This is a genomic window from Lacicoccus kunmingensis DSM 17847 (assembly GCF_059568765.1).
On record NZ_JCANUC010000009.1, the window covers coordinates 15,270 to 41,889 of the forward strand.

The following is a 26,620-nucleotide window of genomic DNA, read 5'->3' on the forward strand; positions in this document are numbered from 1 at the left end:
GAAAATAAACATAATGTTACTAATTATCTTTGCCATCTGCAAGCATTTTATCTACAAGGGAGTGTGCTTCCTGATAAATATCCTTGTACGATGTGCCACTTAATTCGTGAGTCAAATTCATAAGATCGTTGTTTTCAATCTCTTTTCGGAGTTCTTTATAAACCGTGTTGTCATATTCAACGTCGTCTGCCGGCGGCAATAATAATATTAAAGACCAGTTCTGGAGTTGAATATAATAATCAAATACATCGTACAGCCTGTTTGAGGCTTCATTTGAATCAGACAGCCTGGTCATGACTTTGGCGGTCATAACATCGGTATCTGCAAAGAAAACTTTCCTGGTGGCAGGTGAATGGATGTTTTTTCTGTTGATATCGAACTGTCCGATTCCGATCGCATGAAAATCTTTTACATCGAGTTCATCCGGATGGACCTGATGTTCCACCTGATAATCTTTTTTATATTCAACAGAATAACTCGTAGAATAACGCCTTGCCAAATCCTGTACCAGCTTTGATTTACCCGTATCCGGCGCCCCGATAACCAAAACATTCTGAACAAAGAATCGGCGGAACGGCCGGGTAACGTAGTCCCAATTAATCAGTGCGGACTCTCTGATGTTTGTGCCGCTGATTTTAAGGACTTGTCTGTCTACAAGGATGACATTCGTCGAAACATTTTTCCAACTTTTTGTGTAAAAAACTTTTAGCGGATCAATATATTCCTCTTCACCGACATAAAATGTCAGATCCTCCAGGTCCTCCATTCGATATGGCATATTTTCTGAAATGATATCGGCCATCTTTTCCAGCCATAATTTCCATCCTTTCGGATACCTGGGGATATGAGTTTCATCCAATTTAAGGACGGTGACATTTTCATCTCCTGCACACAGCTGTCTCATTGCTTTTACGCGATGATTCAGATTCATCTCGTGTTCGTCGCCGCGATCTCCCGCATAACCGCTGACAATGACGAGTGCATGATCATTCTCCCTTTTCGCACGGATGATCTGTTCGAAATGTCCAACATGACACGGAGCGAATGTACCAAAATAAACGCCTAGACTTTTCATGTATACAACTCCTAAATGATATATAGTGCGTTAACAACTCCATTATACTCCTAATTCATGAAATTTTAATTTTATTTGTGCTACAATCATTCTATAATATGAAGGCACCACTGATTATGCATGATATTTTAGGATATAAAGAGTGAGGAAATAGAATGTTTAAATGGATAAACATCTTCAGAGGTTTTTTAATGGGGATTTGTGAGATCATCCCCGGAGTGAGCAGCGGTACTATGGCACTGCTGCTTGGAATATATGATCAATTTTTAGGCGCAATCGGCCATATTGTGTCAAAACACTATAAGAAATCAATAATATTTCTTTTACCTCTGGTAATCGGGATGGGCATTGCGATATTGACGATGTCATCATTGATGGATTATTTACTGACGGAACATACCAAACCGACACACTGGTTTTTCATCGGGATGGTCCTCGGCGTCGTACCGATGATGTTCAAGATTTCGAATTATAAAGCTGAGTTTAAAACGATACATTATATATTGATGAGCTTTGTATTGCTGCTGCTGTACTGGTTGTCGACCATGAATGAAAGCCGTGCAGCGGCAGAGAGCATTGATGTGTCGCTGCCGCTGCTTGCCGGGTTATTTCTGAGCGGCATGCTGGCTTCATCGGTAATGATACTTCCGGGCATATCCGGGTCGCTTGTATTACTGATAATAGGTGCGTATCCAATGATCATGAAAGCAATTAATGAATTTACATCACTAAACTTTGAAGTTGTGCCCTTACTGATAGCGACCGGACTCGGCATAGTGTCAGGTCTGCTTCTGGCGAGCAGAGGCATTCAATTTTTACTGAGAAATTACACATACCTCATGTATGCAATGATTATCGGTCTTTTATTCGGTTCAGTATTTTCCATTTATCCGGGACTGCCGGAAACTACGGGTACTTTTATAGCATCAATTGTTTCATTATTGGCAGGTTTGTCAATAAGTATATATATGGGCAGCAAAAATAAACAAAGTATATGATGAGGTGATGTGATGGCGGATCAACACCCATTGGTGGAAGATTATTTTGAATATGTGAAAAGCACGATCGACTACAAAATCGCTGTAGCAGGGCAGGTTGACGCAGGAAAGAGCGCTTTAGTAAATGCCCTGACAGGCGAGAATTCACATATATCCACAGAGACCGACGCAACCAGGGATGTCGTCAGCTACCCCTATAAAGACAAAGGAGAGCTTCTCGATTTTCCGGGAGTCGGCACTACTGAATTTTCACCAAAACAATATAAAAAACTTTTGAAAAAATATAAAGTGAAACATGTACTTTATGTCTTCTCATCGAAAATCAGAGATGTAGATGAAAAAATAATCAGGTTTCTTGCAAAGAATAAAATTAAAGTGACGTTCATCTACAGCAAGCTGGACACTCTGGTCGATGTCACCGGGAAATATGAACAGTCGCTATTACAGCAGGAGAAAAATTCCGAGCTCCACGTCACTTTTAAGAAAGTGATTACCGACCCGCTTAAATACCACTTTATCAGTGTGCGGGACAATCATGGAATTGAAGAGTTGAAGGCATCCATTGAAAAGTATCTGGAGACAAAAGAAGCAATATTCCAAAAGCGTGTTAAAAGCTCAAAATACTTTAATAAATACCTGAATAAAAAAAGCAACGCTTTGGCGGCCAAGCTCCTGACACCAGGTTTTAAAGACCTCCTTTTAAGCAGGGAATTTAAAACGATAGAACAAAAAACGAGAAGTCATTTTCATATAGATGAAGAAGATGCCGAACTGGTTGGGGAACGGATGCCGCGTGTCATTGACTTTGTCAATCAGGCGAAAGAAAGTAATAAAGCTGAAAACAACTACCGCAAGATGATAGGGCCGCTGACAACATTGATTTCGACTGTATTGAAAGTAAGGAAACTGAATGTCATTACATTCATATTATCGACATTCGGAGAAGCGGGAGTCAGAGCGGTTTATCCGATGCTGAAGGGCGTGTTTGAATATGTCCGTGCGGTGAATGATCTGGCAGGCGACGTACTTGAAGCACGGCTGAAAGAAATATAATTGATTGGACAGACCTGAAAAGGTCTGTTTTTTTATTACCCAAATCAATGCAAAGGTTTGCATTGTAACGTTGATTTATAAAGGATAAACCAATAATAATATTTATAATACAACATTATAAATAAAATAATTAATGCAATCGTTTGCACAAAAGTCTTGACACTTTATGTGAAAGCGCTTTATTATAATTAGTGAAAAGTGCTTTCAAAACAAAGGGGGATAATTTTGAAAAATTTAAAATGGTATTGCGGAATACTGCTTGCTTTAGTGCTAGTGCTTGCGGCATGCGGACCGGATCGTCCGGAATCTGTGGCGGATGAAGCAGGCGGTGACGACAATGGGGAACCTGAAAAGCCTGAGTCACTGTCAGTATGGCTCGACGGGGAAAATCAAATTGCAACTTACGGAGAAATTTTTGACAAATATGAAGAGGAAACGGGCATTGCAGTAGAATATACCGAAGTGGGCATGACCGACCAGCTGGAGCAGCTGTCACTGGATGCACCGGCAGGACAGGGACCGGACATTTTCCAGCAGGCGCATGATATGATCGGCAGTGCATACCTGCAAGGTCTGGGTCTGGAACTGGACCCTGAAGAATTTGACTTGGAGAACTTCAATGAAAATGCGATAGAAGCATATACATATGAAGGGAGTCTGATGGGGATACCGTTTGCATCGGAAGCTGCAGCTCTTTATTACAATAAAGATCTGATCGATGAAGCGCCGGCGACTACAGAAGAACTGGAAAGCATCATGGAAGAGTTTACTGATTCCGGGTCGAATGAATACGGATTTCTGATGGAAGCGACAAACTTCTATTTTGTATATCCATTTCTATTCTCAAATGGAGAACAGATTTTCAGTCAAAACGAAGATAGCAGCTATAATGCCGATGACCTTCAAATTACTGAAGATGGTGTAGTTGAGCAGGCTGAATTATTTCAGAAGTGGTTCGATGAAGGCTACCTGAGTGAAAATGTTACCGGAGATGTACTTGATGGTCTATTTACAGACGGACAGGCACCGATTGCACTGACAGGTCCATGGAAACTTGCTGAATATGAAGAAGCACTCGGTGATTCTCTCGGTACTGCGGTATTGCCTGAATATAACGGTGAAGCAATGACGCCTTTCATGGGGGTTAAAGGCTGGATGATTTCAGAGTACACTGAAGAAGAATACTGGTCGAAAGATCTTCTCAAATTTATGACGAATCAGGAAAATTTGCAAACTGTAACGGATCAAATGCAGGAAACTGCACCAAGGACAGATGTTGAAACTCAAAATGAGTTACTGGCTGTTTTTGATGAGCAGGCTGAAAATGCTGTACCGATGCCGAACATTCCTGAAATGGCACAAGTTTGGGAGCCGATCGGCGATGGACTGATCTTCATTTCCAATGGAGAAGATCCGAGGGAGATTCTTGAAGAAGCAACAGAGCAGATTGAAACGAATATTGAATCAGCTTCAGGCGGGGCAGGTTCCGGGGATGAAGAGTCCGACGAATAACATAGGGAGGAATAGACATGAGTAAGAAACCTGGATTGGCTGCAGCCCTGTCTATCCTGCCCGGGCTGGGCCAGCTATATAATAAGAGGTACATCAAATCCGGTGTCTTCTTTATTCTTTTTATCTCTTTTGTATCAGTGTTTTATAATTTTCTTAATATAGGTTTATGGGGATTATTTACGCTCGGTGAGATTCCAAGGGTCGACGATTCCAGAATTTTACTCGCACAGGGTATCATCTCTCTGCTCGTCATCGGAATCGCCCTGACTTTTTATGCTGTAAATATTATCGATGCATACAGGGATGCCAAATTGATCAATTCAGGAGACTTCAGAACTCTGATGCAGCGATTCAGAGATTCGTGGGATAAGAGTTTCCCGTATGTGATTGTGGCACCGGGGCTGGTATTGCTGCTGTTTCTTGTAGTGTTTCCGTTACTGTATATGTTCTTTTTAGCATTTACGAACTATAATTTATACAATGCACCGCCTAAAAATGTTTTGGATTATGTAGGGTTTGATAATTTCAAAGCGCTTATTGAGGTGGATATATGGAGAAATACATTCTTCAGCGTGTTTACGTGGACAATCGTGTGGACACTGGTGGCAACGACACTCCAGATTGCTCTGGCGCTGCTGTTGGCCATCATAGTGAATAATCCGCTGATCAAATTCAAAAGGCTGATTCGTACAGTTCTGATTTTACCTTGGGCTGTACCGGCATTTGTAACGATACTGATCTTTTCGGCGCTGTTCAATAATCAGTTCGGAGCGATCAATAATGATATTCTGCAGCCGTTGTTCGGGCTCAGCCTTCCCTGGCTGTCCGACCCGTTCTGGGCGAAGGTTGCCCTCATTTTGATACAGACCTGGCTGGGCTTTCCTTTTGTCTTTGCATTATTTACAGGCGTTCTGCAAAGCATATCGGCAGACTGGTATGAAGCTGCGGACATAGACGGGGCTTCCAGCTGGCAGAAATTCAGCAACATCACATTTCCGCACATTATGTTTGCAACTGCACCGCTGCTGATTATGCAGTACGCCGGAAATTTTAATAACTTTAACATCATATACCTTTTCAATGCCGGCGGACCTGCCATAAGAGGGCAGAATGCAGGAGGGACTGATATTTTAATCTCCTGGGTGTATAAACTGACATTTGAAACTCAGAACTTTAATATGGCTGCTGCCATATCTATCATCATCGGCATCACCGTTGCGAGTATCGCAGCATTCCAGTTCAGCCGCACACGCTCGATCAGAGAGGAGGGTAAAATATAATGACCAGAAAAAATAAAAATCTGTTGAAGATGATTGTCATGTACGGCATCATTCTTATAATGTTTGCAGTTATATTTTATCCGCTTCTGTGGACATTCGGCATATCGCTGAACCCGGGCAGCAACCTGTACGGTGCCAGCATGATTCCGGATGATTGGTCGTTCACTCATTATGAGTGGCTGTTCACCGATCCGAACAGCATGTATCTGACATGGTATAAGAATACGTTGATTGTGGCATTCGCTTCGTCACTGCTCTCTGTGGTCTTCGTCACTTTGACGGCATATGCATTTTCAAGGTACCGCTTCATCGGCAGAAGATACGGGCTTTACGCGTTTTTAATTTTGCAGATGTTTCCGGTATTGATGGCGATGGTTGCCATTTATATACTGCTGAATACCATCGGTCTCTTAGATTCACTGTGGGGCCTGGTACTCGTCTATGTCGGCGGTTCAATACCGATGAATGCATTTCTTGTAAAGGGCTATTTTGACACTATACCAAAGGAGCTGGATGAATCGGCGAAAATGGATGGCGCAGGGCATTTCAGAATCTTCTTTACGATAATGATACCGCTCGCGAAACCAATTATTGCCGTAGTCGCACTTTTCAATTTCATGGCACCGTTCATGGACTTCATACTGCCGAGGATTGTACTCAGAAGTCCGGAAAACTATACGCTTGCGCTGGGATTGTATAACATGGTCAATGATGCTTTTGCCAATGAATTTACACGTTTTGCCGCAGGTTCGATTTTAATAGCGGTACCAATAGCGATTGTTTTTTTATTCTTGCAGAGGTATTTGATTTCCGGACTGATGTCAGGTTCGACTAAAGGATAGATTTTAAGGAAGTGAATTCATTTGGTAACTATAAAAGATATTGCCAGAAAAGCAGGGGTATCTCCTTCCACAGTTTCAAGAGTGGTAAAAGACCACGCAGGAATCAGCCTGGTCACCAAGGAGAAGGTCAGGAAAATCATGGACGAAATGAACTATAAACCGAATGTGGCGGCGAGAAACCTGGTAACCAATAAGTCGTATACAATCGGCCTTGTGATTAAAAGTACAGTGCATGAGCATGAACTGAACCCCTTTATCACAGAAGTGACTCTCGGCGTCTCTGAATCATGCCGGGACAGGGGATTTTCAACTTTATCAACATCGATGCAGGATGATGATGATCTGATCACTGAAGTGCAGGATCTGATCAACAGCCGTCAGGTGGACGGCTTCATACTGCTGTACTCAAAAGAAGATGATGCGGTGACCAACTATTTACGAAGTATTGATTTTCCGTTTGTTGTCATCGGGAAAGACCTTATGAACATGAATGACTCGATCTATATTGACAATGATAATGAACAGGCATCATATACATTGACGAAGCATCTGCTCGAGAAGGGATTCCGGGATATTAGAATCATCAATGACAGCGATGTCTTTGCAGTTGCAAAAGACAGAATCAGCGGCTTTATAAAGGCACTGGAAGAGAACGGCATAAATCCGGCCGATAAAGTGATAGATATATCCGAGGGGGAAACCACACTGGAGGGGACATTAAGACAACTGATCGAGAATGAACGGCCGCATCTTTTAATGACAATGGACGGCCTCTTTAATTCAAAAATTTTATCCACTCTTTATAAGATGGATATCAAAGTGCCGGAAGATGTTGCGACAGCAACGTTCAATGATTCACCGATGACAGCATTTGCCTCCCCGCCCCAGACAACAGTGGATATTTTCCCGAGAGATCTGGGAAGGGAAGCGGGAAGAAAGATATTGGATCTGATCAACGATCCGGAATGTCTGAAGATTAATATAACAATTCCGACGAAAATCATAGAACGGGAATCAACGAGGAGGACGATTGATGATTAATATAGGAGTGATTGGATGCGGCAGTATAAGCCGTTCCAGACATATACCCGAATATGCAGACAATGAAAAAGTGAAATTAAGTGCTTTTTGTGATGTTGTATTAAGCCGTGCAGAAGAACAGACGGAAATACACGGAGGAAAGGCATATGAAGACTACAAAAAGCTGCTTGAAAATCCCGGTATTGATGCGGTCAGTGTATGCACACCGAATCATCTGCACGCAGAAATTACGATTGCGGCCCTCGCAGCCGGCAAACATGTGCTGTGTGAAAAACCGATGGGGGTAACGGCAGAGGAAATGGACCGGATGATAGAAATGGAAAAGGCATCGGGCAGACAGCTGATGATTGCGCATAATCAGAGGCTGATAAAGGAACACCAGGTGGCAAGGGAATGGATATCAGAGGGGAAGCTTGGAAAGATATACTCATTCAAAACTTCTTTTGGGCACCCTGGGCCGGACGACTGGAGCGTAGACGGAAAAGACAGCTGGTTCTTCAGAAAAGATGAAGCGGTCATGGGTGCCATGGGTGACCTTGGTGTACATAAAGCGGATGTCATCCGTTATTTGCTGAACGAAGAGTTCAAGCAGGTTGCAGGGTTCATTACTACTGAAGCCAAGGCGTTTTCTACAGTCGATGATAATGCAGTATGTATTTTACGTTCGGAATCGAATATCGTCGGAACACTGCATGCCAGCTGGTCATACAACGGCAAAGAGGATAATTCGACAATCATATATGGTGAGAACGGCATTTTGGAATTGCTGAACGATGATGACTATCCCTTTATGTTCACTTCAAAAAACGGTGATGTCGTCAAAGAGAATTTTGGCGGCATCCAGACAAATGACGGAGACGGACAGAGCTTGAGTTCGCATGTAATAGATACATTTGTAGATGCACTGGAAAACAAAAAAAGAGTGCCGATGACTGCAGAAGATGTCAAAAAGTCTGTAGAAATCATTTTAAATGCATTCAGATCAAATGAAACTGATCAAATAATAACAGTAAAATAGGTGTTCATATGGCAAAAATGAGATTAGGTTTTATCGGTGTAGGAGATATTTCTACGGGGAGGCATCTGCCGATATTTACAAAAATGGAAGAAGTGGAAGTAATCGCAGTTCAGGATATCAATTACGGGCGTGCACTTGAAGTATCCAACGAATTCGGCATACCCAAAGTATGTAAAGATCCAAAGGATATGTATGACAGTGTCGATGCGGTCGTCATATGCACACCGAATAAATTTCATGCGCCGATAAGCATTGAAGCGATGAAACACGGTAAGCATGTACTGGTTGAAAAACCGATGGCAATGACAGTTGAAGAGTGTGAGGCAATGATGGAAGCGGAACAGGAGAACAACGTGAATCTCCATGTTGCATATCATTACCGTTTCATGAAACCGGCTCTTGCAGCGGAAAAGGTCGTGGAGCGGGGGATGATCGGTGAGCCGCTCGTCGTCCGGGTTCAGGGGTTAAGGCGGCGGAAGGTCCCCGGCTGGGGTGTATTTACAAACAATGAGCTCCAGGGAGGCGGCGCATTAATCGATTACGGCTGCCATCTCCTGGATCTGTCGATGTACCTGATGGGAGACGTCCAGCCGGTTGAAGTGTCAAGCAACGCCTATAACCGGCTGAGCAGAACGAAATCGATCAATGAGTGGGGCGAATTCGACAGAGAAAACTTTGAAGTCGATGACCATGTCAGTGCATTCATCCGTTTTGATAACGGAGCGTCCATGCTGTTTGAAACAAGCTGGTCAGCCAACATACCGCATGACAGGGAGCATATCAGCATATCCGGTACGGATGCGGGATTGAATGTATTTGAAATGACTGTCAACCAGGCGGATGAAGATATGATGACGACGATGAGTATCGACTATATCCAGGTCAAGGATAATTACGCACAGATGCAGGCTCAAAATTTCATTGATGCGATTAAAGGCAGGGCGGATTTGAAAGTCCCTTCTGCAGATGCGATGAAAGTATCGAAAATTATAGAAGCAATCTACAGGAGTTCCGATGAGAACTGCAGCGTCAGATTATGATTAATCAAGGAGGAATATGATGAAACTAGGTGTATTTAACCCTTTGTTCGGCCATATGGAGTTTGAGGAAATGTTGGATTATGTAAAAGAATCAGGACTGGAAGCCGTTGAAATCGGTACAGGCGGCTACCCGGGAAACAAGCATTGTGATGTGGATGAACTGCTTGAATCTGAAGATGAACGTACAAAATACTTAAAAGCATTCGAAAGCCGAGGACTTATCATCAGTGCTTTCAGCTGTCACGGCAACCCTCTGACGCCGGATCAAGAATTTGCAGCAGAGTCTGATGAAGCACTGAGAAAATCCATCAAACTTGCATCCCTGATGGGTGTGCCCGTTGTCAATGCGTTCAGCGGTACGCCGGCAGGTAACGATACGGATACGTCGGTCAATTGGCCGGTGACGCCATGGCCGGAGGAGTACTCAGAGATCAAAAATTGGCAGTGGGAAAATAAACTGATTCCATATTGGAAAGAAATCGGTGAACTCGCCAGGGAATATGATGTTAAAATCGGTCTGGAACTCCATGGAGGATTTCTGGTTCATACGCCGCATACAATGCTGGAGCTGCGTAAAGCTACAAATGAATATATTGGTGCAAATCTCGATCCGAGCCATATGTGGTGGCAGGGTATCGATCCTGTTGTGGCCATTAAAATTCTTGGCAGGGAAAATGCGATACACCATTTCCATGCAAAAGACACTTATATCGATCCGGAAAATTTAAACATGTACGGCTATCTGGATATGAATCCATACGGTGACATTAAAAACAGGACATGGACATTCAGAAGTGTCGGGCTCGGCCACAGTGTCGGGGAATGGTCCAATATGATGAGTGCACTCAGAACGTATGGCTATGACCATGTTGTTTCGATAGAGCATGAAGACGGTTTGATGTCGGTGGAAGAAGGTTTTAAAACGGCTGTGAACAATCTGCAGGGTGTTATAATAAAAGACAAACCTGTTGATATGTGGTGGGCATAAAGGAGCGATCAAATGGCTGAGATAAAAATGGAGAACATCAAAAAAGTATACGACAGCGGACCTGAAGTTGTACATGATTTCAATCTTGAAATCGAGGAGGGCGAATTCATCGTTTTTGTCGGCCCTTCGGGCTGCGGAAAATCGACGACTTTAAGAATGATAGCCGGTCTGGAAGAAATCACCGGCGGTGATTTTTATATCGACGGTAAAAGAATGAATGATGTTGAACCAAAAAACCGTGATATTGCGATGGTTTTTCAGAACTATGCATTATATCCGCACATGAGTGTTTACGACAACATGGCGTTTGGCCTGAAACTAAGAAAAACACCTAAAAAAGAAATCAGGGAAAGAGTCGGTAAAGCAGCGGAAATACTGGGACTGAGCGAGTTTTTGGAGCGTAAACCGAAAGCGTTGTCAGGCGGCCAGAGGCAGCGTGTCGCTCTCGGCAGAGCGATTGTACGGAATCCGGGCGTGTTCTTAATGGATGAACCTCTGTCGAATCTGGATGCAAAACTGAGAGTGCAGATGCGTTCTGAAATTACCAAACTGCATAAACGCCTCAACACAACCACCATCTATGTCACCCACGATCAGACGGAAGCACTGACGATGGCCTCGAGAATTGTGGTGCTTGATAAAGGCAATATCATGCAGGTCGGCACGCCTAAAGAAGTATATGACCTGCCGGAAAATGTTTTTGTTGCTGAATTTATCGGGTCACCGGCGATGAATATATTTGATGCCGGACTAGAGGACGGGGAACTTGTCATCGGTGACAGAACATTCAAAATTCCTGATGATAAGAAACAGATGCTGATCGATCAGGGATATGACGGTAAACCTGTCAAATTTGGCATTCGCCCCGAGGACATAAGAGATGAAGCGGAGTATGTGAAAGAATCGCAGGCGAATTTTGATGTAGAAGTCAAAGTGTGTGAACTGCACGGTTCAGAAGCGATGTTATATGCAGATATAGGCAACGAGGAGTTCATAGCAAGAGTGGATGCACGCCACAATATTACCGCCGGCGACAAGCTGAGATTTGCTTTCGACATGGATAAAGGGCATTTCTTCGATGCTGAATCAGAAGAGAGGATAACCAGTGCTGCACTGATGGAGAAAGAAAAAGAGATTATCGAAGGAAAGAATTCTGATATTATAAAAATTTAGCTGTACTGTAGGATGGCCGGCAGGATCACGGGTGAATTGTGGTCATACCGGCTTTTTATTTTCTTAATAATGGTATAAAATACATGACAATACATATCGAATGCTGAAAATGTTATGATTATATATGAAAATGAGGTGGCTGATTATGATTAAGTTCGATCACATCATACACTATGTGAACCAATTGGATGATGTCAGGAAAAAAGCGCCGCTGCCGGTACACACAGGCGGTGTGCATACGCGTCTCGGCACAGAAAACCTTTTGTCTTACCTGGATACGCGATATATTGAATATATTTCAATCAAAGATGAGAAACTATTTACCGACCATGTGCGGGAAGCGGAAGACTCTTTTGCCAAAGCGATCTATAAAATGAATTATACGAACGATTTCATCCGTTATGCGCTTGCTGCGGAGGATATTGTTATGCTGCGCGACCGTTACCGCGCACAGGGCTATGAAACGCTCGGTCCTCTGTATATGGAGAGGGAAACTGACGGTGAGACGCTGAGATGGTCTTTATTATATATAATGCATGATCAAATCATGTTTCCGTTTTTCATCCAGTGGGAAGAACCTGAAAGTAAAAGAATTGAACGGATAAAAGGCTTTGGTGCTGATATGAAGCCGGCGAAGCTGGTTATTAAGCAGGAAGTTGAAGATGCGGCGGAGTGGCGCGCTTTCTTTGATGTAATCGGTGTGTGGCAGGGAGAGATTGACGACAATACAACGATTGAGCTCACAGAAGGCAAAAATCCGGCCATATCCGTTGAAATGGATGTGACCGGGAAGAGTGGAAAATATATGGGCGCGGATTATAAGTTTATATAAAGCATGAAGCCTAAATGAGAAAGAGCAATCAGTATAGTGATTACGCTGAATAGCCTGATTGCAAGGGAGCCGCCGACCAGCAGATATGCAAGAGATAACATAAATGATACGATGGCAAGAATTATACGTAAACTGAGCAGCTGGATAAAGCCACTGTCTAAATATTGTCCCATTTCTGCCATGCTGGCAATATTCAATAATATTAAAATGATGATGATAGTAAATCTCATATTCAGCCACCTTTCATAAATGGAATTATAACAGATTTATTGGATTGGAGATAACAATGTATAAACGATTGCATTTAAGTGAAGAAGAGCATAATAAATTTATAGAAGAACATCCGAATGGCGATTTGCTTCAGCTGACTGACTGGGCGGAATCGAAAAAGCTGACAGGGTGGTATTTCAGAAGATTTGCACTGGCAGATGAGACTTCTGAATTAAAGGGTGTGGCGACACTGTTGTTTAAAAAGGTGCCCAGAATAAATACAACCCTCTGTTATATATCCAGAGGCTTTGTATGTGATTATCATGACCATGCACTGGTTGAAGCGATGCTGAAAGAAGCGGTCATAATTGCCAGGGATGAAAAAGCATATACGATAAAAATTGACCCGGATCTCCCGATTGACGAGTATGAAGATGCTCTCGAGAATCTGAAGACATTAGGTTTCAAGCATCACGGCTTCCAGGACGGGATGAGCAAAGGCACAATCCAGCCGCGCCAGACGATGGTGACAGATATAGACAAGAACGATGCGGATCTGCTTAAGAGCTTTGAAAGGAATAACCGTACAAAAGTACGCAATGCTCTTAAAAAAGGAACGGAAGTCTATACAGCCGGAAGGGATGACCTTAAAACCTTTGTTAATCTGATGAAGGAAACCGGAGAGCGTGACGGCTTCCTGACACGGGATATCACTTATTTTGAATCGATGTATGATCATCTCCACCCGAACGGACATATGGAATTGTTCCTGGTCAGGCTCATTCCTTCCAAAGTGGAGACGTCGGTGAAAGAGGACTTGGAGAAAATTGAGAACGAAATGAAAAAAGCGCATAAGAAAAAAGGCAGCGAGAAAAAAGATAATCAGTTAAGAGATTTAAGCAATAGGCAGAACAAACTGTATAATCAGCTTCAGGATGCAGAAAATCTTCATAGAGAGCATCCGGACGGCATCGTATTATCCGGTGCGCTTCTAGCACTGTCCGGACACAAAGCGTATTATTTATATGGTGCATCATCGAATGCGTACCGTGATTTCCTGCCAAATCATCATATGCAGTTTGCCATGATGCAATTTGCGAGGGACAAAGGTGCAAAAACTTATGATTTCGGCGGTGTCAGCGTGATGCCCGAGAAAGACTCACCGCACTTTGGCCTGTGGCAGTTCAAGAAAGTATGGGGGACGGAAGTTTCTGAGAAAATCGGGGAATTCGACTATATCCTCAAACGTCCGCTGTATACCGCGGCAGAAGTCGCCATGCCTCTTTTTCAAAAAGGCAAAGTTAAATTGAATCAGTTAAGAAAGAAATAAAATGATTAGAAAAAAAGGTTGGCATCTGATTCAGATGCCAACCTTTTATAATAAGTACGGACGTGTGACAAGCAGAAATACTATAAACAGCAGCGATAATATACTGAGAAGAGATACTATTAAATAAGTTGCTGTGTACAAAAAATGATTTTCATATAGATAGGGTCCGTTTCTCCATGAACGAATGCCCATCATAATGCCGAAAATCGCTGTAAATGCCCATAAGTATAAATTGAAAAACATTACGCCGTCATTTAAAAAGTAATTTATAAAAAATAACAGCTGCATTAAGATTAAAAGTATAGATATAACTCTTCTCATATTTTCACCTTCTGTTTTAATTCGTGAAAATCATTATGATCAGGACCGCTGCGAACATCGCTGTAAATGCATAAATTAAAAACACATTGTCACGATCATTTTTACTCTCTTTAAAAGCAGCAATCTCAATCGACAGCATCAACGACAGTCCGAGTACAAAAACAATGACTGCAGTGGGGTTTACGAGCGATAGGCTGTAGATGAGAATCATCAGCATGAACGCGACGCCTGAAATCAGTCTCAGTATATCCAGCGTCCGTTTTCTCATTATCATGACTGTGGAATATCCTATTACCAGATAGATCAGCATCATCAAGACGATGATCATAATGCCACCCGCTTTCTTTTACGATAGTATTGGAAAATGAAGAATGTCGCAAATATGGTCAACCCTGCACCAAACCAGAACGGCACACCCGGTGTGACGATGAATAACAGGTTGAAACTGATCGGACCGATTATTCTGCCCAGACTGTCCATTGAATAAGTTGTAGCAGTCATGCGTCCCATTTCATGGGCTTCTGCTTCCTTGGTTATCTGTGAAGTAATCAGCGTTCTGACCAGAGCGTTACCGACCATCAGAAAGACGATACAGACCCCTGCATATATCAGGCCGTTCATAAATGGCAGCATGATGAATGCGATTAATGTAAAAGCCTGTCCGATGAGCATAAACGGCATCTCCTGTCCGTCCTTTAATCTGCGGATGACACCACCCTGAACAATGGCGTTGAATATGCCGCCGATAAAGAACAGTACGCCCATTTCTGCAGGAGTTATATTGATTCTTTCAATTCCGAGCAGCTGGAAGGTACTTTCCATACCGCTGTTGATCAGCATGATTAAGAATGTACATACTAATAAAATGCCGACCGGCTGCAGAAAATACTCGGTAGGCAGCGTGATGTTCTTACGGACAATCGTTGTCGGCTGATAAGTCTCTCTGATTTTAAATATGGAAAAGATCAACGTTGCCAAAATGACGAAAGTCGTCATAAAATATGCTAAGCTCAGACTGACTTCAGCAAGCAGCCCGCCGATGCCCGGCCCGAAAATAAAGCCCATGCCGATGGACATGCCCACAAGCCCCATGTATTTAGTGCGTGTTTCCCGGGTTGTAATATCAGCGACCATACTTGTCGTCGCTGTGTACAGTGCACCTGAAGCGGCACCGCCCAGTATACGGCTTATGTACAATATAAATAAGTTGTCTATAAAAATACCGAATATGAAAAAGCTGAATGCAAAGGCGAATAGTCCGTACAGCAAAATTTTGCGACGGCCGAACCTATCACTCAGCCTGCCAAAGTATGGGGCGGACAGAAAGCTCGCCAACGAGTAGATGGCGAGCAGCCATCCCATATGAGTGGTAGATGCATTAAGTTCAGTAACGATTTCCGGTATGACGGGAATAATCATGCTGAAACCGAAGTAGATCAGGAACTGAACAATCATGATTACGGTTATCATTCTCTTCATTTCATGCACTTCCTGAGATCATTATTTTTGTTGTTTGATTTTATCTTTTGTTTCTTTGATCTGATTTTCGATGTCTACAAGCTGTTTTTCAAGAGGTACTGTATTATTTCCGGTATTTTCAACTTTCTCCAGGTCGCCCTGGACACGGACATAATCATATTTCAGCTCTTTTAGTTTATATTCCAAATCCATGTTTACACCACCTTAAATACTAGTTGTATCATATCATAAAGTTACATTATTAGGGGAAACTCTAAATGACTTTTCGACTACTTCTTAGGTATGATTATAATGAATGGAGGAAATATTATGCACACCTTTGAGATATATGAAGAATATTATAAATGGAATCCTTTAAAGGGAGAAGAAGCAACAGAAATTTATTTACTCGAATATGGCAAAGAGGAAGAACCGAATCAATATGAACCGACAGAGCCTTTGATTGCAAAGTCATATACTGAAGATATTAAAAAGACAAGAAGAGAACATAAGCGTCAGTTATGGCTTGAGATCAACGGAGTAAACGGTGTACCGAAACCGGTGACTTATTATCAGGAAGAATATGCTTTTCTATTTTATATTGCGCTGCCCGGTGTCAGCGCGGACTCATTTATGGAAGAAGCGGACCCGGAAAAGCGTGCAAGTGTTTTAAAGCAGGCCGGACGGTATTTGAGTTTATTACATAAGACCAAGGTCGAAGACTGTCCGTTCGTATTTTATGATGAAGAAAATAAAATGCACAATGACATCGTTCTCGGTCACGGAGATTTTGTGCTGCCGAATGTCATCGTGAATGAAAGTTATATTACAGGCAGCATCGATGTGATCAATATCGGTCTGCGCGACCGTTACGTTGATATTGCGAGCATGGTCAAAAGTATAGAAGAGACGATCGGTCCTGAATATGTCGAACACTTCTATGAAGGCTACCGCATCTCAGGTGAAGTGGATGGGGACAAACTGGAATATTTTAAAGTACATGGGGACAGAGAATAACATAGATGGTAAAAAACAGCGTGATGCCACACAGCATCACGTTGTTTTTATTTATTCTCATTAAAAATAATATCCTTTATATTAAAAAATTCTTTAGTGAATATGGAATTTTTCAAATCGAATATGGACGATTCCAACCGTTCAAACTCGGTTCTTGCTTCTGCCGTCCGTCCGACCTTGAACAATGCCATAGGATAGATGGCAGCGCGCGTGGCAATGAGTATACGGTCCAGAGGGAACTGCGCGACCGGACGATTATACAGTGTGGAATCATAGTTTTTCAGAACGGTTTCGAAATTGCCGGCATGATAGTCGATTTCCAGGTTCATCATTTTTAATATGTTTGCATAATTTTTCTGGTAAAACGGATTTTGTTCTTCATAGGAGATAAATTTTTCCTTTAAATTCTTCAAATCATTTAAATGAGTGTCCTGATCTTCTACAAGTATATACCAGAGCTGTATCGGGCTCTCATCAGTGAAATATTCAAAAGAATCGATAGAATGAGGATTAAAATTCAAATAACTTCTCATATCGTCGTTATATTTTTCATACTTATCCATATTGCCGGCCGTGCCGTAATAAAGACCGAACAGCTGAATCTGTTGAAAATAATATTTGAAATTCTCACGCTTGAATGACATATCAATCAATGCGTTGCCGTATTCAATGAAATCATCTTCATCAAATTCAATTGCAAATACACTTCTCCAATGCAGATAGTCCAGTTCAAGTCCGGAATCGTATTCCTTAAATTGGCGGATATCGTCCTCGACCGACAGCAGCTTCTCATATCCTTCTTTATAATCTCGGCTGTAAAGCATCGATAATACATCGTTCAACTGATCTTTAAGGGCCAGGTTTTTGAGCCCCGTCTGTTCGTAAAATTTACCAATTTTTTCTGTTATCTGATCGGCAAGCTCGTGCTGTCCGGTATAGCGGTAATAGACCCTCACAATGTGATAAAGATCCATGCCGATTTTTGAAGAAGATATTTTCTCCATTTTGGGAAGGATATTCTTCTCAACGAATTCTTCTGGAAATTTATAAGTATCATAGAAGACTTCATTTTCCACCATTTCTCTGGTCCATTCCTCATCACCGTCCCGGGTCAGGTAGCCAATTGAGACATTCAATCTATTCGCAATATACTCAAGCGTCTCCATTGAAGGTCTGGATTTTTCATTTTCTATCAGACTGAGCATACCTTTCGTAATTTCGTCCCCCGCTAAATCAACGAGCGTCATCTTCTGTTCTTTTCTTATTTTTCTAATCCGTTTTCCCAGTGCCATAGGCTTCACTCCAATCCATTAGTTTAATTATATTAAACTTTTCATTGACAAGCAAGTTTTGATATTTTACACTAAGTTTAATTAGATTAAACAAAGGGTGGTAAAATGATATTAAAAAAAGAAATACCTTTCAGAGAGCGGTTGAATTTTTTAATTTATGTATTCAGCCGTGTGATGTTGAATATCGGTGACCACGTGTATTTATTTGCAGTGTCGTATTTTATTCTTTATGAAACAGGGTCGTCGTTCTATTTCTCGATCAACCTGGCGATAGCCATTATAGTATCTTTGATACTGCTGCCGTTTTCCGGACTAATCAGTGATTTGGGCAATAAGCGGAAGATAGTCATTTCCGGTGAAATATTGTTTACTTCAGTACTGCTGGGGTTATTCATCTATTCGTATTTCTTCGGCATAAACCTTTCGGCAATTTATATTACGACATTTTTAACCTCATTGATCAGCCCGTTCGTATCGAATGCATTTCAGGCGGCAATGACCGAGCTGTTCCATAAGAACAGAATCCAAAAAGTCATGGGGTATGTATCTGCAATATTATCTACTGCTGTCATAGCCGGTCCGATATTAGGTGGAATACTTTTTGGACTGTTATCTTTTAATCAGATTATATTCATCTATTTAATACTGTTTGGTATTTCGTCAGTGCTGGATTTTTTACTGAAGTTTGACTTGTATTTGGAACCTGAAAATTACGAAGTAGATATAGTGGAAAGCCCAAAACCTTTGAGTAAATTTAAAAAAGATATCAGTGAAGGCATGATGTTCATTGTAAATAATAAAGTGCTGAAAAGAGTATTCATACTCGCGGCATTTATCAATCTTGTCGGGGCGACAATGTCCATACTTCCGGAGAAGATGATGATTACAGAGCTTGATTTCAGCCCGGAGATTGTCGGGTATGTCAATGCATTTTTAGGGTTGGGAATGCTTGCGGGCGGTATTTTGATAGGCGCCGGCAAAAAGATGAAGAATCCGGTTGCTGTAGAAAAGAAAGGACTTTTATTATTGGCTCTGCTCACAGTGGTCTATCCACTGCCAATCTACCTTGGATTAGGAACTGTATTTAATTTTATATATGTCGCCATGCTCGGCTTTGGTCTGGCGATAGGGATGCAGCTTGCTAATATTCCAATGGGGATATATCTGCAGCTGATTGTGCCGCAAAAGATTAAAGGGCGTGTATTTTCCAGCCTTGGACTCGTTGCATCGAGTCTGATGCCGCTCGGCACCATCATTTATGGCGTTTTGTATGATATAGGAGGTTACTGGATCATCAACATGGTCAGCGGTTTCTCTATAGTGATTTTTGCTGTGACTCTGTTGAACAGAAAAGTTCTGTCCATGTCTGAAGAGGACTACGGAAAGGCAGTTGCAGAAGCAGCAGAAGAAACGGCGGAGGAAAGATTTGAAGAAACAGCTGATGCAAGGGTGCAGGAAGCATAATCGACAATGATATGGATGCAATATTATTATTATAAAATAATTTTTCAAGTATAGAAACATAAGGATATAATATAAATACATAATATTGCACTTTTACACTTTATCTAAATTTCAAGACACATTTTACACGATTACTGTTACAATAGTGTTACAACTATAGTACTATAAAAACATGATTCGGTTATTCAATACAACTTATTTTGTATTGAAAGCACTTTTTACGTCTCTACACCCATTTTTATCCAATCAAGTATTAACTTGGTTGATGCTTACATATCCAAGTAAGCATAAGTATTTCAAAAATATATAGGAGGAGATTTATTTGAAGAAACTTACATTATTTCTCACGCTTACCCTGGCACTTGTACTTGCTGCCTGCGGTAATGGTGAAGATTCAGGCGACGGTGAGGAGTCAGGCAACGGTGAAGCTGAAGGTAATGGTGATAACGGCAGAGTAGCTGAGCTTCAGGAAGAAGGCACGGTAAATGTCGGCTTCGCAAATGAACCGCCTTATGCATTTGAAAACTCAGATACAGGGGAACTTGAAGGTGCGAATATTGAAATAGCAACAGCGGTGTTCGAAGAAATGGGTGTTGAAGAAGTAAATGGTCATTTAACTGACTGGGGCGAACTGATCCCAGGTGTTCAGGCTGGACAGTACGACGTTATTACTGCTGGTATGGCGATTCTTCCGGACAGATGTGAAAATGCGATTTTCTCAGAACCGGAAATGCAGTATGGTGAAGGACTGGTTGTAGCAGCTGGTAACCCTGAAGGTATTCAGAGTTATGCAGATATTGCTGATAACCCGGATGTCACACTTGCATTGATGGAAGGTACAACACAATTCGATTTCGTTGAGCAGGAAGGTGTATCTGATGACCAGATCATGTCAGTTGCTGACATTCCAGGTCAGTTATCAGCTGTACAGTCAGGAAATGCTGACGTAGCTGCTGCAACAGAAGCGACAATCAGAACGGCTTATGAATCTTTAGGCAGTGATGATGTAGAATTGGTTGAAGACTTTGAACAGCCGGACGTAGAAGGTATTCCTAGTTATGGTGCAGCTGCATTTAACCAGGATGATGAAGAATTGCGCGATGCTTACAATGAAGCGCTGGAAACATTAAAAGAAGATGGAACAATTGATGAGATTCTGGATAATGCTGATGGTTTCACAGCAGACTCAAACAGAGTTGAAGTGGGCGAGATGACTACTGAAGAACTTTGTGCGGGTTAAGTAAAAGAGTAAGCGTAATAATTATCTGGTCCAGTGATTCCGGTGGAAGATCTGGACCTTTTTATTTGATTTTTAAAGGAGTGAGTCGATGTTTGATACAGGGCTGAATATCCTAAGCTACTTATCACAGGGGTTATGGACTACAATCAGTATTTTTCTTACGGCAACAGTTATTTCTTTTGCTATAGCTTTTGTTGCGGGTCTCTCTAGATTGTCGGGTAATATCGCTATCCGCGGATTCACTGCTTTTTATGTTGAGGTTTTTAGGGGGACATCATTAATCGTCCAGCTTTTCTGGTTGTATTATGCGGTGCCGATGCTGTTCGATATCAACCTTGGGAGCAACTGGTGGGTCGGCGTTATTGCAGTCGCGCTGAACTACGGGGCATATATGTCTGAAGTTGTAAGAACTTCAGTCGTTTCTGTGGATAAAGGACAGACAGAAGCGGGTATTGCACTCAATTTAAGCCGTTTCCAAAGGATGCGAGAAATCATCTTGCCGCAGGCACTTAGATTGATGCTTCCTGAGTTTGGCAACTACTCGATTCAAATACTTAAAGGTACTGCGCTTGTCTCATTGATCGGACTGACAGACATCTTGTATTACGGAGATATTTATCGTTCAACAAACCTTTCAGAAGGACCGATTGCTTACTTGATGGTGCTAGTCATGTACTTCATCATTGCACTGCCTCTCATCTGGCTATCTAAGAAAGGTGAGAAAATTGCTAAGAAAGGGGTGGCGAGCTAATGAGTTATTGGAGTTGGGAAACATTTGTGGATGCGTTCCCTATAATCATAACCGGTATCAATGTCACGCTTGGATTAACCGTGACAAGTTTTATACTCGCGTTAATCGTCGGTTTTGTCTGGCTGATTTTGGAATCTACACCTATTAAGGCGTTTAATTTCATCATCTACTGGATCAGAGAATTCATCAGATCGACACCGCCGATCGTACAAATTTTCTTTCTATACTATGCATGGCCGATGGTGCCTTATATTGGTACATCGTTCACACCTTTCATAGCAGCGATGCTCGCACTCGGCATACACTTTTCAACGTATGTGAGTGAAGTATACCGTTCCGGCATAGACAGTGTGGACAAAGGTCAGTGGGAAGCATCAACAGCACTTAATTTGTCATTGAAGGACAAATGGTTCAATGTCGTCCTTCCACAGGCACTGCCGCCGACAATACCGATGCTCGGTAACTATTTGATCATCTTGTTCAAAGAAGTGCCTCTTGCAGCAACAATCGGTGTGGTGGGCATATTAAGTATTGCACGCAGTTACGGTGCAGAGACATGGTCTTATCTTGAACCATTGACGATTGTGGCGATATTATTCTTAGTACTGAGTTATCCATCAGCACTGCTTGTCAGAATGCTCGAGAATAAAATGAATCGCCGCTTTGACAAAAAGAGTATGAAAGTGAAGGTGACCGAATAATGGAACCGATTGTACAGTATAAAGATATACACAAATCCTTTGGCGATACGCATGTTTTAAAAGGAATCAATTTAGATATTCGTCCAAGTGAAAAAATTGCGATTATCGGTCCGAGTGGTTCTGGTAAAACAACGATTATCCGATTGTTGATGACGCTCGAAGAACCGACTAAGGGCGATATATATGTGGCAGGTAAAAACTTGTGGAAAATGGAGAAGGGTGGGAAATCAGTACCGGCGAAAGAAAAACACCTGGCTGATGTCAGAAAAGATATCGGTATGGTTTTCCAGCATTTCAATCTGTTTCCGCATAAAACAATTTTAGATAATTGTGCAATGCCTCTTATAAAAGTTAAGAAAATGAGTAAAAAACAAGCGCGTGAGGAATCCAAACAGATGCTGGATCGCGTAGGACTGGGCGATAAGTATGATGCTTATCCATCTAATCTTTCCGGTGGACAAAAGCAGCGCGTGGCCATGGCAAGAGCGCTTGTCATGAAGCCGAAGATTATGCTGTTTGATGAAGTCACTTCGGCACTTGACCCTGAGCTTGTAGGTGAAGTGCTTGAAGTTATCAGAGATCTTGCTGAAAATGACGAGATGGCGATGGTCCTTGTCACCCATGAAATGGACTTCGCACTTGAAATCGCAGATAGAGTTTTATTCCTCGACGGAGGGGTCATTGCAGAGTCTGGATCTGCTGACGAAGTCATCAACACTTCCGATAATCCGAGGCTGCATGACTTTTTACGAAGATTCAGAGACTAAAAAAGCTTTGGCAGGTCAACTTTTTACCTGCCAAAGCTTTTTTATTTTGAAATTTAATTATCGACTTCAATGACTTCACCGGATTCTGCGTTAATGGTTACGTCAGTGTCGTCACCGTTATCGGCATTGGTCACTTCAACATCATATTCAAGCTGGCCGTCATCTTTGTCCAATGACCAGCCGCCCAATTCTCCGCCGACTTCATCCAATGCTGTTTGGACAGCTTCATCGTGCGGTATTGCATCGCCGTAGCTGAACTGGTCTTCTGTGTCATTATTGTCATCAGATTCAGTTTCTTCATTTGAAATGGATAAATCTTCGGCCAACAGCTCGACTTCATATTCTTCTGAGTCATTTTCCAGGTGGACTTTATAAACCCACTCGCCGTTATTGTCATCAAGTTCAAGTTCAGTCAGCTCGCCATCAAAGTTTTCCTGTGCTGCTGATACTGCTTCGTCCGGTGTAGATCCGAGTTCATCGAGCACTGCAACACCACTGCTTTCAGTGGACTCACTGCTGTCACTGCCTGTTTCACTGTCTCCATTTGATGAATCAGTTTCGCCGTCATCTGATCCGCCTGTGCCATCAGATGAGTTATCTTCAACTGCACCTTCAGAATCCGCAGCATCACCGGAGGTTTGTTCCTCTGACGTGTCATCCGGATTCTCTTCAGCGCTGTCTGTACCTTCTTCGGTAGTAGCTTCTTCTGTTTCTTCAACTGTCGTATCGTCTGCTTGTTCTTCGGGTGGCTGCTCTTCACCATCGCCGCCGCATGCGCTGAGTAGCAGACCCGTGGATAAGACTAACGTGGCTAATTTGTATTTGTGGTTCTTCATAATTTACAGCTCCCTTTTATAAAAACATATTAAAGTAATCATTATTATCTACCTCATAAAATATAGTTTCAAACATGTCTAGGAAGTTGTTCGGATTATATGAGCAATCACTTTGATTTCTCTATTGTTATTTCAAGTGGACAGCTATAAAATATATCTATATATAGATAGGAGGATACTGTTTGCGAAATTCGATAGTAAAACGCTGGATATTTTTTATCACCGGTATGATTATTTTATCCTTGGGAGTCACACTTACTATAAAGGGCCGTTTACTGGGGCTTGCGCCGTGGGATGTACTGCATTACGGTCTGTGGCAGACTTTTGGACTTACAATCGGCTCATGGGCAATCATTGTCGGTGCTCTCATTGTTATATTTACTGCGGTTGCTTTAAAAAGGCTGCCTAAACTGGGTGTCTATATAAATATGTTCACAATCGGTATTTTTATAGATATATTTAATTACTTACTCCCGGATGTCAATGGCTGGATCATGCACACATTGATTTTTACAGCAGGTCTGTTCGTCATGGCTTTCGGAATAGCATTTTATATTACACCCAATCTTGGTGCAGGACCGCGGGACACGCTTATGTTGTTTTTCATTGAAAAGTTTAATTTGAAATTATCGAGTGCACGCAATATGATGGAAATCTTTGCACTCCTCGCAGGGTTCCTTCTTGGAGGGCCGGTATTCATCGGTACCATCATCATCGTCTTCCTGCTCGGACGGCTCATAGAGAAATTCCTGCCCCTCACCCGGCGGATGCTCGTCAAGTTCATTGGTTATGAAGATCCGGATATAATCAAGGTTGTATGATGATTGGATGAAAAACTTCCTATTATAAAGGCAGAGGCGAAAATTAAAAGGCAGAGGCGAAAATTAAAAGAACGGAGAAGTGAAATGAAAAAGTACTTTGATTTCAAAGGGCACGATACCAACTACCGGCGGGAAATAATCGGTGGTTTAACGACTTTCCTGTCAATGGCATATATACTCGCGGTCAATCCCTCAATGTTATCTCTTCAGGGCATCGAGGGTGTGCCTGATGATATGAAGATGGATATGAACGCGGTTTTCGTAGCGACAGCACTTGCAGCTTTTGTTGGAACGATGATTATGGGAATCTTTGCAAGGTATCCTATTGCGCTGGCTCCGGGCATGGGACTGAATGCATTCTTTGCCTTCACCGTCGTTCTCACAATGGGCATACCATGGCAGACAGCGCTGACGGGCGTTTTATTCTCAGGGGCAATATTTGTCATTTTGACTGTTACAGGACTCCGTGAGTACATAATAAACTCCATCCCTATGGAAATGAAGATGGCCGTCAGTGCGGGGATCGGATTTTTCATCACCTTCGTCGGACTGCAGGGTGCAGGAATCATCGCCGCAGATGAGGCGACGCTTGTCAGTCTCGGACCGGTGCACGATTCAGGCGTGCTGCTTGCAGGTTTCGGATTGCTTATCACTGTCATTTTGATGGCTAAAAAGATACCGGGTGCAATATTCATAGGGATGATCATCACGGCTGTTGCAGGGGTGCTGTTGAACCTAGTGCCGGTGCCGGAAGGCATAGTGAGTGCAGTCCCGAGTATGGAACCGACTTTTGGCGCGGCTTTTGAAGCATTTTCAGAACCGTCGCAGCTGTTTAACACTCAGTTTTTAATCGTAGTGCTTACATTCTTGTTTGTAGACTTTTTCGACACTGCAGGTACTTTGGTTGGTGTTGCCTCACAGGCGAACTTCATCAAGGATAATAAACTGCCGCGTGCTAACCGTGCGCTGTTGTCTGATGCTGTAGCGACCATCGCAGGTTCAATCTTCGGAACATCAACGACGACTTCTTATGTTGAATCCACTGCCGGTGTGGCCGCCGGGGCCCGGACCGGTTTTGCAAGTGTTGTAACAGCACTGCTGTTCTTATCAGCAATATTCTTTTCACCGTTGCTGGTGACGTTTACTTCGGAAGTTACAGCGCCTGCTCTCATTATAGTAGGTGCATTGATGGCTTCCAATTTGACTAAAATACCTTTCAATCAGTTTGAAATAGCAGTGCCTGCATTTTTGACAGTGTTCATAATGCCATTGTCATACAGTATAGCGACAGGGATAGCTGTCGGGTTCATATTCTATCCGGTTACAATGATTATGGCTGGTCGCCGCAAAGAAATACATCCAATGATGTACTGGCTGTTCGTCATATTCATATTGTATTTCGTATTTGTCTCGGAATGACCATTGTAATAAGTAACTTAATATCGTATAATGATAGGGTCCGAAAAAACCCGAAGCAAAAAGAGTGGAAAAATCTTAGTTTATCTATTGATTTTCTCACTCTTTTCGTGTATTATATCTAACGTTGGACTAAAAAGGTGG

28 protein-coding genes are annotated in these 26,620 nt (G+C 42.3%); 21 read left to right on the forward strand and 7 right to left on the reverse strand.

What is annotated here, in order from left to right; all coding sequences use genetic code 11:
- Window positions 1-19 precede the first annotated feature (19 nt).
- Window positions 20-1,075, reverse strand: a complete 1,056-nt coding sequence (locus BO48_RS09725; RefSeq protein WP_496367254.1) for an AAA family ATPase — start codon at window positions 1,073-1,075, stop codon at window positions 20-22.
- A 155-nt stretch (window positions 1,076-1,230) separates the two neighbouring features.
- Here BO48_RS09725 and BO48_RS09730 point away from each other — a divergent pair, with 155 nt between their 5' ends.
- The 11 genes from BO48_RS09730 to BO48_RS09780 all read left to right on the forward strand — a co-directional run bounded on the left by BO48_RS09730 (window position 1,231) and on the right by BO48_RS09780 (window position 12,852).
- Complete coding sequence (locus BO48_RS09730) at window positions 1,231-2,073, forward strand: DUF368 domain-containing protein (RefSeq protein ID WP_496367255.1); 843 nt, start codon at window positions 1,231-1,233, stop codon at window positions 2,071-2,073.
- A 12-nt stretch (window positions 2,074-2,085) separates the two neighbouring features.
- A complete protein-coding gene (locus BO48_RS09735) occupies window positions 2,086-3,126 on the forward strand; it encodes a GTPase domain-containing protein (protein ID WP_496367256.1) in 1,041 nt (346 codons plus the stop codon).
- 225 nt (window positions 3,127-3,351) lie between these two features.
- Window positions 3,352-4,638: an extracellular solute-binding protein gene (locus BO48_RS09740; protein ID WP_496367257.1), complete on the forward strand. Its 1,287-nt coding sequence runs from the start codon at window positions 3,352-3,354 to the stop codon at window positions 4,636-4,638.
- 17 nt (window positions 4,639-4,655) lie between these two features.
- Window positions 4,656-5,918 (forward strand): ABC transporter permease subunit, encoded by a 1,263-nt coding sequence (locus BO48_RS09745; protein WP_496367258.1) that lies wholly within the window; start codon window positions 4,656-4,658, stop codon window positions 5,916-5,918.
- Window positions 5,918-6,760 (forward strand): sugar ABC transporter permease, encoded by an 843-nt coding sequence (locus tag BO48_RS09750; RefSeq protein ID WP_496367259.1) that lies wholly within the window; start codon window positions 5,918-5,920, stop codon window positions 6,758-6,760. The genes BO48_RS09745 and BO48_RS09750 overlap by 1 nt, the downstream gene beginning before the upstream one ends.
- A gap of 21 nt (window positions 6,761-6,781) precedes the next feature.
- Complete coding sequence (locus tag BO48_RS09755) at window positions 6,782-7,801, forward strand: LacI family DNA-binding transcriptional regulator (RefSeq protein ID WP_496367260.1); 1,020 nt, start codon at window positions 6,782-6,784, stop codon at window positions 7,799-7,801.
- Window positions 7,794-8,819 carry a Gfo/Idh/MocA family protein gene (locus BO48_RS09760; protein WP_496367261.1) on the forward strand — a complete coding sequence of 342 codons (1,026 nt, stop codon included), beginning with the start codon at window positions 7,794-7,796 and terminating at the stop codon, window positions 8,817-8,819. Before BO48_RS09755 ends, BO48_RS09760 begins: the two co-directional genes overlap by 8 nt.
- An 8-nt stretch (window positions 8,820-8,827) precedes the next feature.
- Window positions 8,828-9,859 (forward strand): Gfo/Idh/MocA family protein, encoded by a 1,032-nt coding sequence (locus tag BO48_RS09765; RefSeq protein WP_496367262.1) that lies wholly within the window; start codon window positions 8,828-8,830, stop codon window positions 9,857-9,859.
- A gap of 19 nt (window positions 9,860-9,878) precedes the next feature.
- Entirely contained in the window at window positions 9,879-10,847 is a 969-nt protein-coding gene (locus tag BO48_RS09770) for a sugar phosphate isomerase/epimerase family protein (protein ID WP_496367263.1), read from the forward strand.
- A gap of 12 nt (window positions 10,848-10,859) precedes the next feature.
- Complete coding sequence (locus tag BO48_RS09775) at window positions 10,860-12,020, forward strand: ABC transporter ATP-binding protein (protein ID WP_496367264.1); 1,161 nt, start codon at window positions 10,860-10,862, stop codon at window positions 12,018-12,020.
- Between the two features lie 145 nt (window positions 12,021-12,165).
- The gene (locus BO48_RS09780) at window positions 12,166-12,852 is read left to right on the forward strand and encodes a VOC family protein (RefSeq protein WP_496367265.1); all 687 of its coding nucleotides are present in this window, start codon (window positions 12,166-12,168) and stop codon (window positions 12,850-12,852) included.
- Here BO48_RS09780 and BO48_RS09785 read toward each other — a convergent pair.
- On the reverse strand, window positions 12,837-13,082 hold the full coding sequence (locus BO48_RS09785; RefSeq protein WP_496367266.1) for a hypothetical protein: 246 nt from the start codon (window positions 13,080-13,082) through the stop codon (window positions 12,837-12,839). The genes BO48_RS09780 and BO48_RS09785 overlap by 16 nt on opposite strands.
- A gap of 56 nt (window positions 13,083-13,138) precedes the next feature.
- On the opposite strand from BO48_RS09785, the gene BO48_RS09790 reads away from it, so the two are divergent.
- Both BO48_RS09790 and BO48_RS09795 read left to right on the forward strand, forming a co-directional pair.
- The gene (locus BO48_RS09790) at window positions 13,139-14,392 is read left to right on the forward strand and encodes a lipid II:glycine glycyltransferase FemX (RefSeq protein WP_496367267.1); all 1,254 of its coding nucleotides are present in this window, start codon (window positions 13,139-13,141) and stop codon (window positions 14,390-14,392) included.
- Window position 14,393: 1 nt separating this feature from the next.
- Window positions 14,394-14,519: a hypothetical protein gene (locus tag BO48_RS09795; protein ID WP_496367268.1), complete on the forward strand. Its 126-nt coding sequence runs from the start codon at window positions 14,394-14,396 to the stop codon at window positions 14,517-14,519.
- A 210-nt stretch (window positions 14,520-14,729) separates the two neighbouring features.
- Here the strand turns inward: BO48_RS09795 and mspA are convergent, their stop codons facing one another.
- Genes mspA through BO48_RS09810 form a run of 3 tightly spaced genes read right to left on the reverse strand, consistent with a single transcriptional unit; the run spans window position 14,730 to window position 16,384 of the window.
- On the reverse strand, window positions 14,730-15,041 hold the full coding sequence (mspA, locus tag BO48_RS09800) for a membrane stabilizing protein MspA (protein ID WP_496367269.1): 312 nt from the start codon (window positions 15,039-15,041) through the stop codon (window positions 14,730-14,732).
- Window positions 15,038-16,192, reverse strand: coding sequence for an MFS transporter (locus BO48_RS09805; protein WP_496367270.1), 1,155 nt, complete (start codon window positions 16,190-16,192; stop codon window positions 15,038-15,040). The genes mspA and BO48_RS09805 overlap by 4 nt, the downstream gene beginning before the upstream one ends.
- A 21-nt stretch (window positions 16,193-16,213) precedes the next feature.
- Entirely contained in the window at window positions 16,214-16,384 is a 171-nt protein-coding gene (locus BO48_RS09810) for an SE1832 family protein (RefSeq protein WP_496367271.1), read from the reverse strand.
- Between the two features lie 117 nt (window positions 16,385-16,501).
- On the opposite strand from BO48_RS09810, the gene BO48_RS09815 reads away from it, so the two are divergent.
- Complete coding sequence (locus BO48_RS09815) at window positions 16,502-17,188, forward strand: phosphotransferase (protein WP_496367272.1); 687 nt, start codon at window positions 16,502-16,504, stop codon at window positions 17,186-17,188.
- 47 nt (window positions 17,189-17,235) lie between these two features.
- Here the strand turns inward: BO48_RS09815 and BO48_RS09820 are convergent, their stop codons facing one another.
- Window positions 17,236-18,480 carry a helix-turn-helix domain-containing protein gene (locus BO48_RS09820; protein ID WP_496367273.1) on the reverse strand — a complete coding sequence of 415 codons (1,245 nt, stop codon included), beginning with the start codon at window positions 18,478-18,480 and terminating at the stop codon, window positions 17,236-17,238.
- A 105-nt stretch (window positions 18,481-18,585) separates the two neighbouring features.
- On the opposite strand from BO48_RS09820, the gene BO48_RS09825 reads away from it, so the two are divergent.
- The 5 genes from BO48_RS09825 to BO48_RS09845 all read left to right on the forward strand — a co-directional run bounded on the left by BO48_RS09825 (window position 18,586) and on the right by BO48_RS09845 (window position 23,403).
- The gene (locus BO48_RS09825) at window positions 18,586-19,944 is read left to right on the forward strand and encodes an MFS transporter (RefSeq protein ID WP_496367275.1); all 1,359 of its coding nucleotides are present in this window, start codon (window positions 18,586-18,588) and stop codon (window positions 19,942-19,944) included.
- 322 nt (window positions 19,945-20,266) lie between these two features.
- Window positions 20,267-21,184, forward strand: a complete 918-nt coding sequence (gene ehuB, locus BO48_RS09830) for an ectoine/hydroxyectoine ABC transporter substrate-binding protein EhuB (RefSeq protein WP_496367276.1) — start codon at window positions 20,267-20,269, stop codon at window positions 21,182-21,184.
- A gap of 88 nt (window positions 21,185-21,272) precedes the next feature.
- On the forward strand, window positions 21,273-21,935 hold the full coding sequence (locus tag BO48_RS09835) for an amino acid ABC transporter permease (protein ID WP_496367277.1): 663 nt from the start codon (window positions 21,273-21,275) through the stop codon (window positions 21,933-21,935).
- A complete protein-coding gene (gene ehuD / locus BO48_RS09840; protein ID WP_496367278.1) occupies window positions 21,935-22,636 on the forward strand; it encodes an ectoine/hydroxyectoine ABC transporter permease subunit EhuD in 702 nt (233 codons plus the stop codon). Before BO48_RS09835 ends, ehuD begins: the two co-directional genes overlap by 1 nt.
- A complete protein-coding gene (locus BO48_RS09845) occupies window positions 22,633-23,403 on the forward strand; it encodes an amino acid ABC transporter ATP-binding protein (protein ID WP_496367371.1) in 771 nt (256 codons plus the stop codon). Before ehuD ends, BO48_RS09845 begins: the two co-directional genes overlap by 4 nt.
- A gap of 53 nt (window positions 23,404-23,456) precedes the next feature.
- Here BO48_RS09845 and BO48_RS09850 read toward each other — a convergent pair whose 3' ends face one another.
- A complete protein-coding gene (locus BO48_RS09850; protein WP_496367279.1) occupies window positions 23,457-24,239 on the reverse strand; it encodes a PepSY domain-containing protein in 783 nt (260 codons plus the stop codon).
- 182 nt (window positions 24,240-24,421) lie between these two features.
- Between BO48_RS09850 and BO48_RS09855 the strand changes: the two genes are divergently transcribed.
- Both BO48_RS09855 and BO48_RS09860 read left to right on the forward strand, forming a co-directional pair.
- Complete coding sequence (locus tag BO48_RS09855) at window positions 24,422-25,060, forward strand: YczE/YyaS/YitT family protein (RefSeq protein WP_496367280.1); 639 nt, start codon at window positions 24,422-24,424, stop codon at window positions 25,058-25,060.
- Window positions 25,061-25,144: 84 nt separating this feature from the next.
- Window positions 25,145-26,479 (forward strand): NCS2 family permease, encoded by a 1,335-nt coding sequence (locus tag BO48_RS09860; protein ID WP_496367282.1) that lies wholly within the window; start codon window positions 25,145-25,147, stop codon window positions 26,477-26,479.
- Window positions 26,480-26,620: the final 141 nt, after the last annotated feature.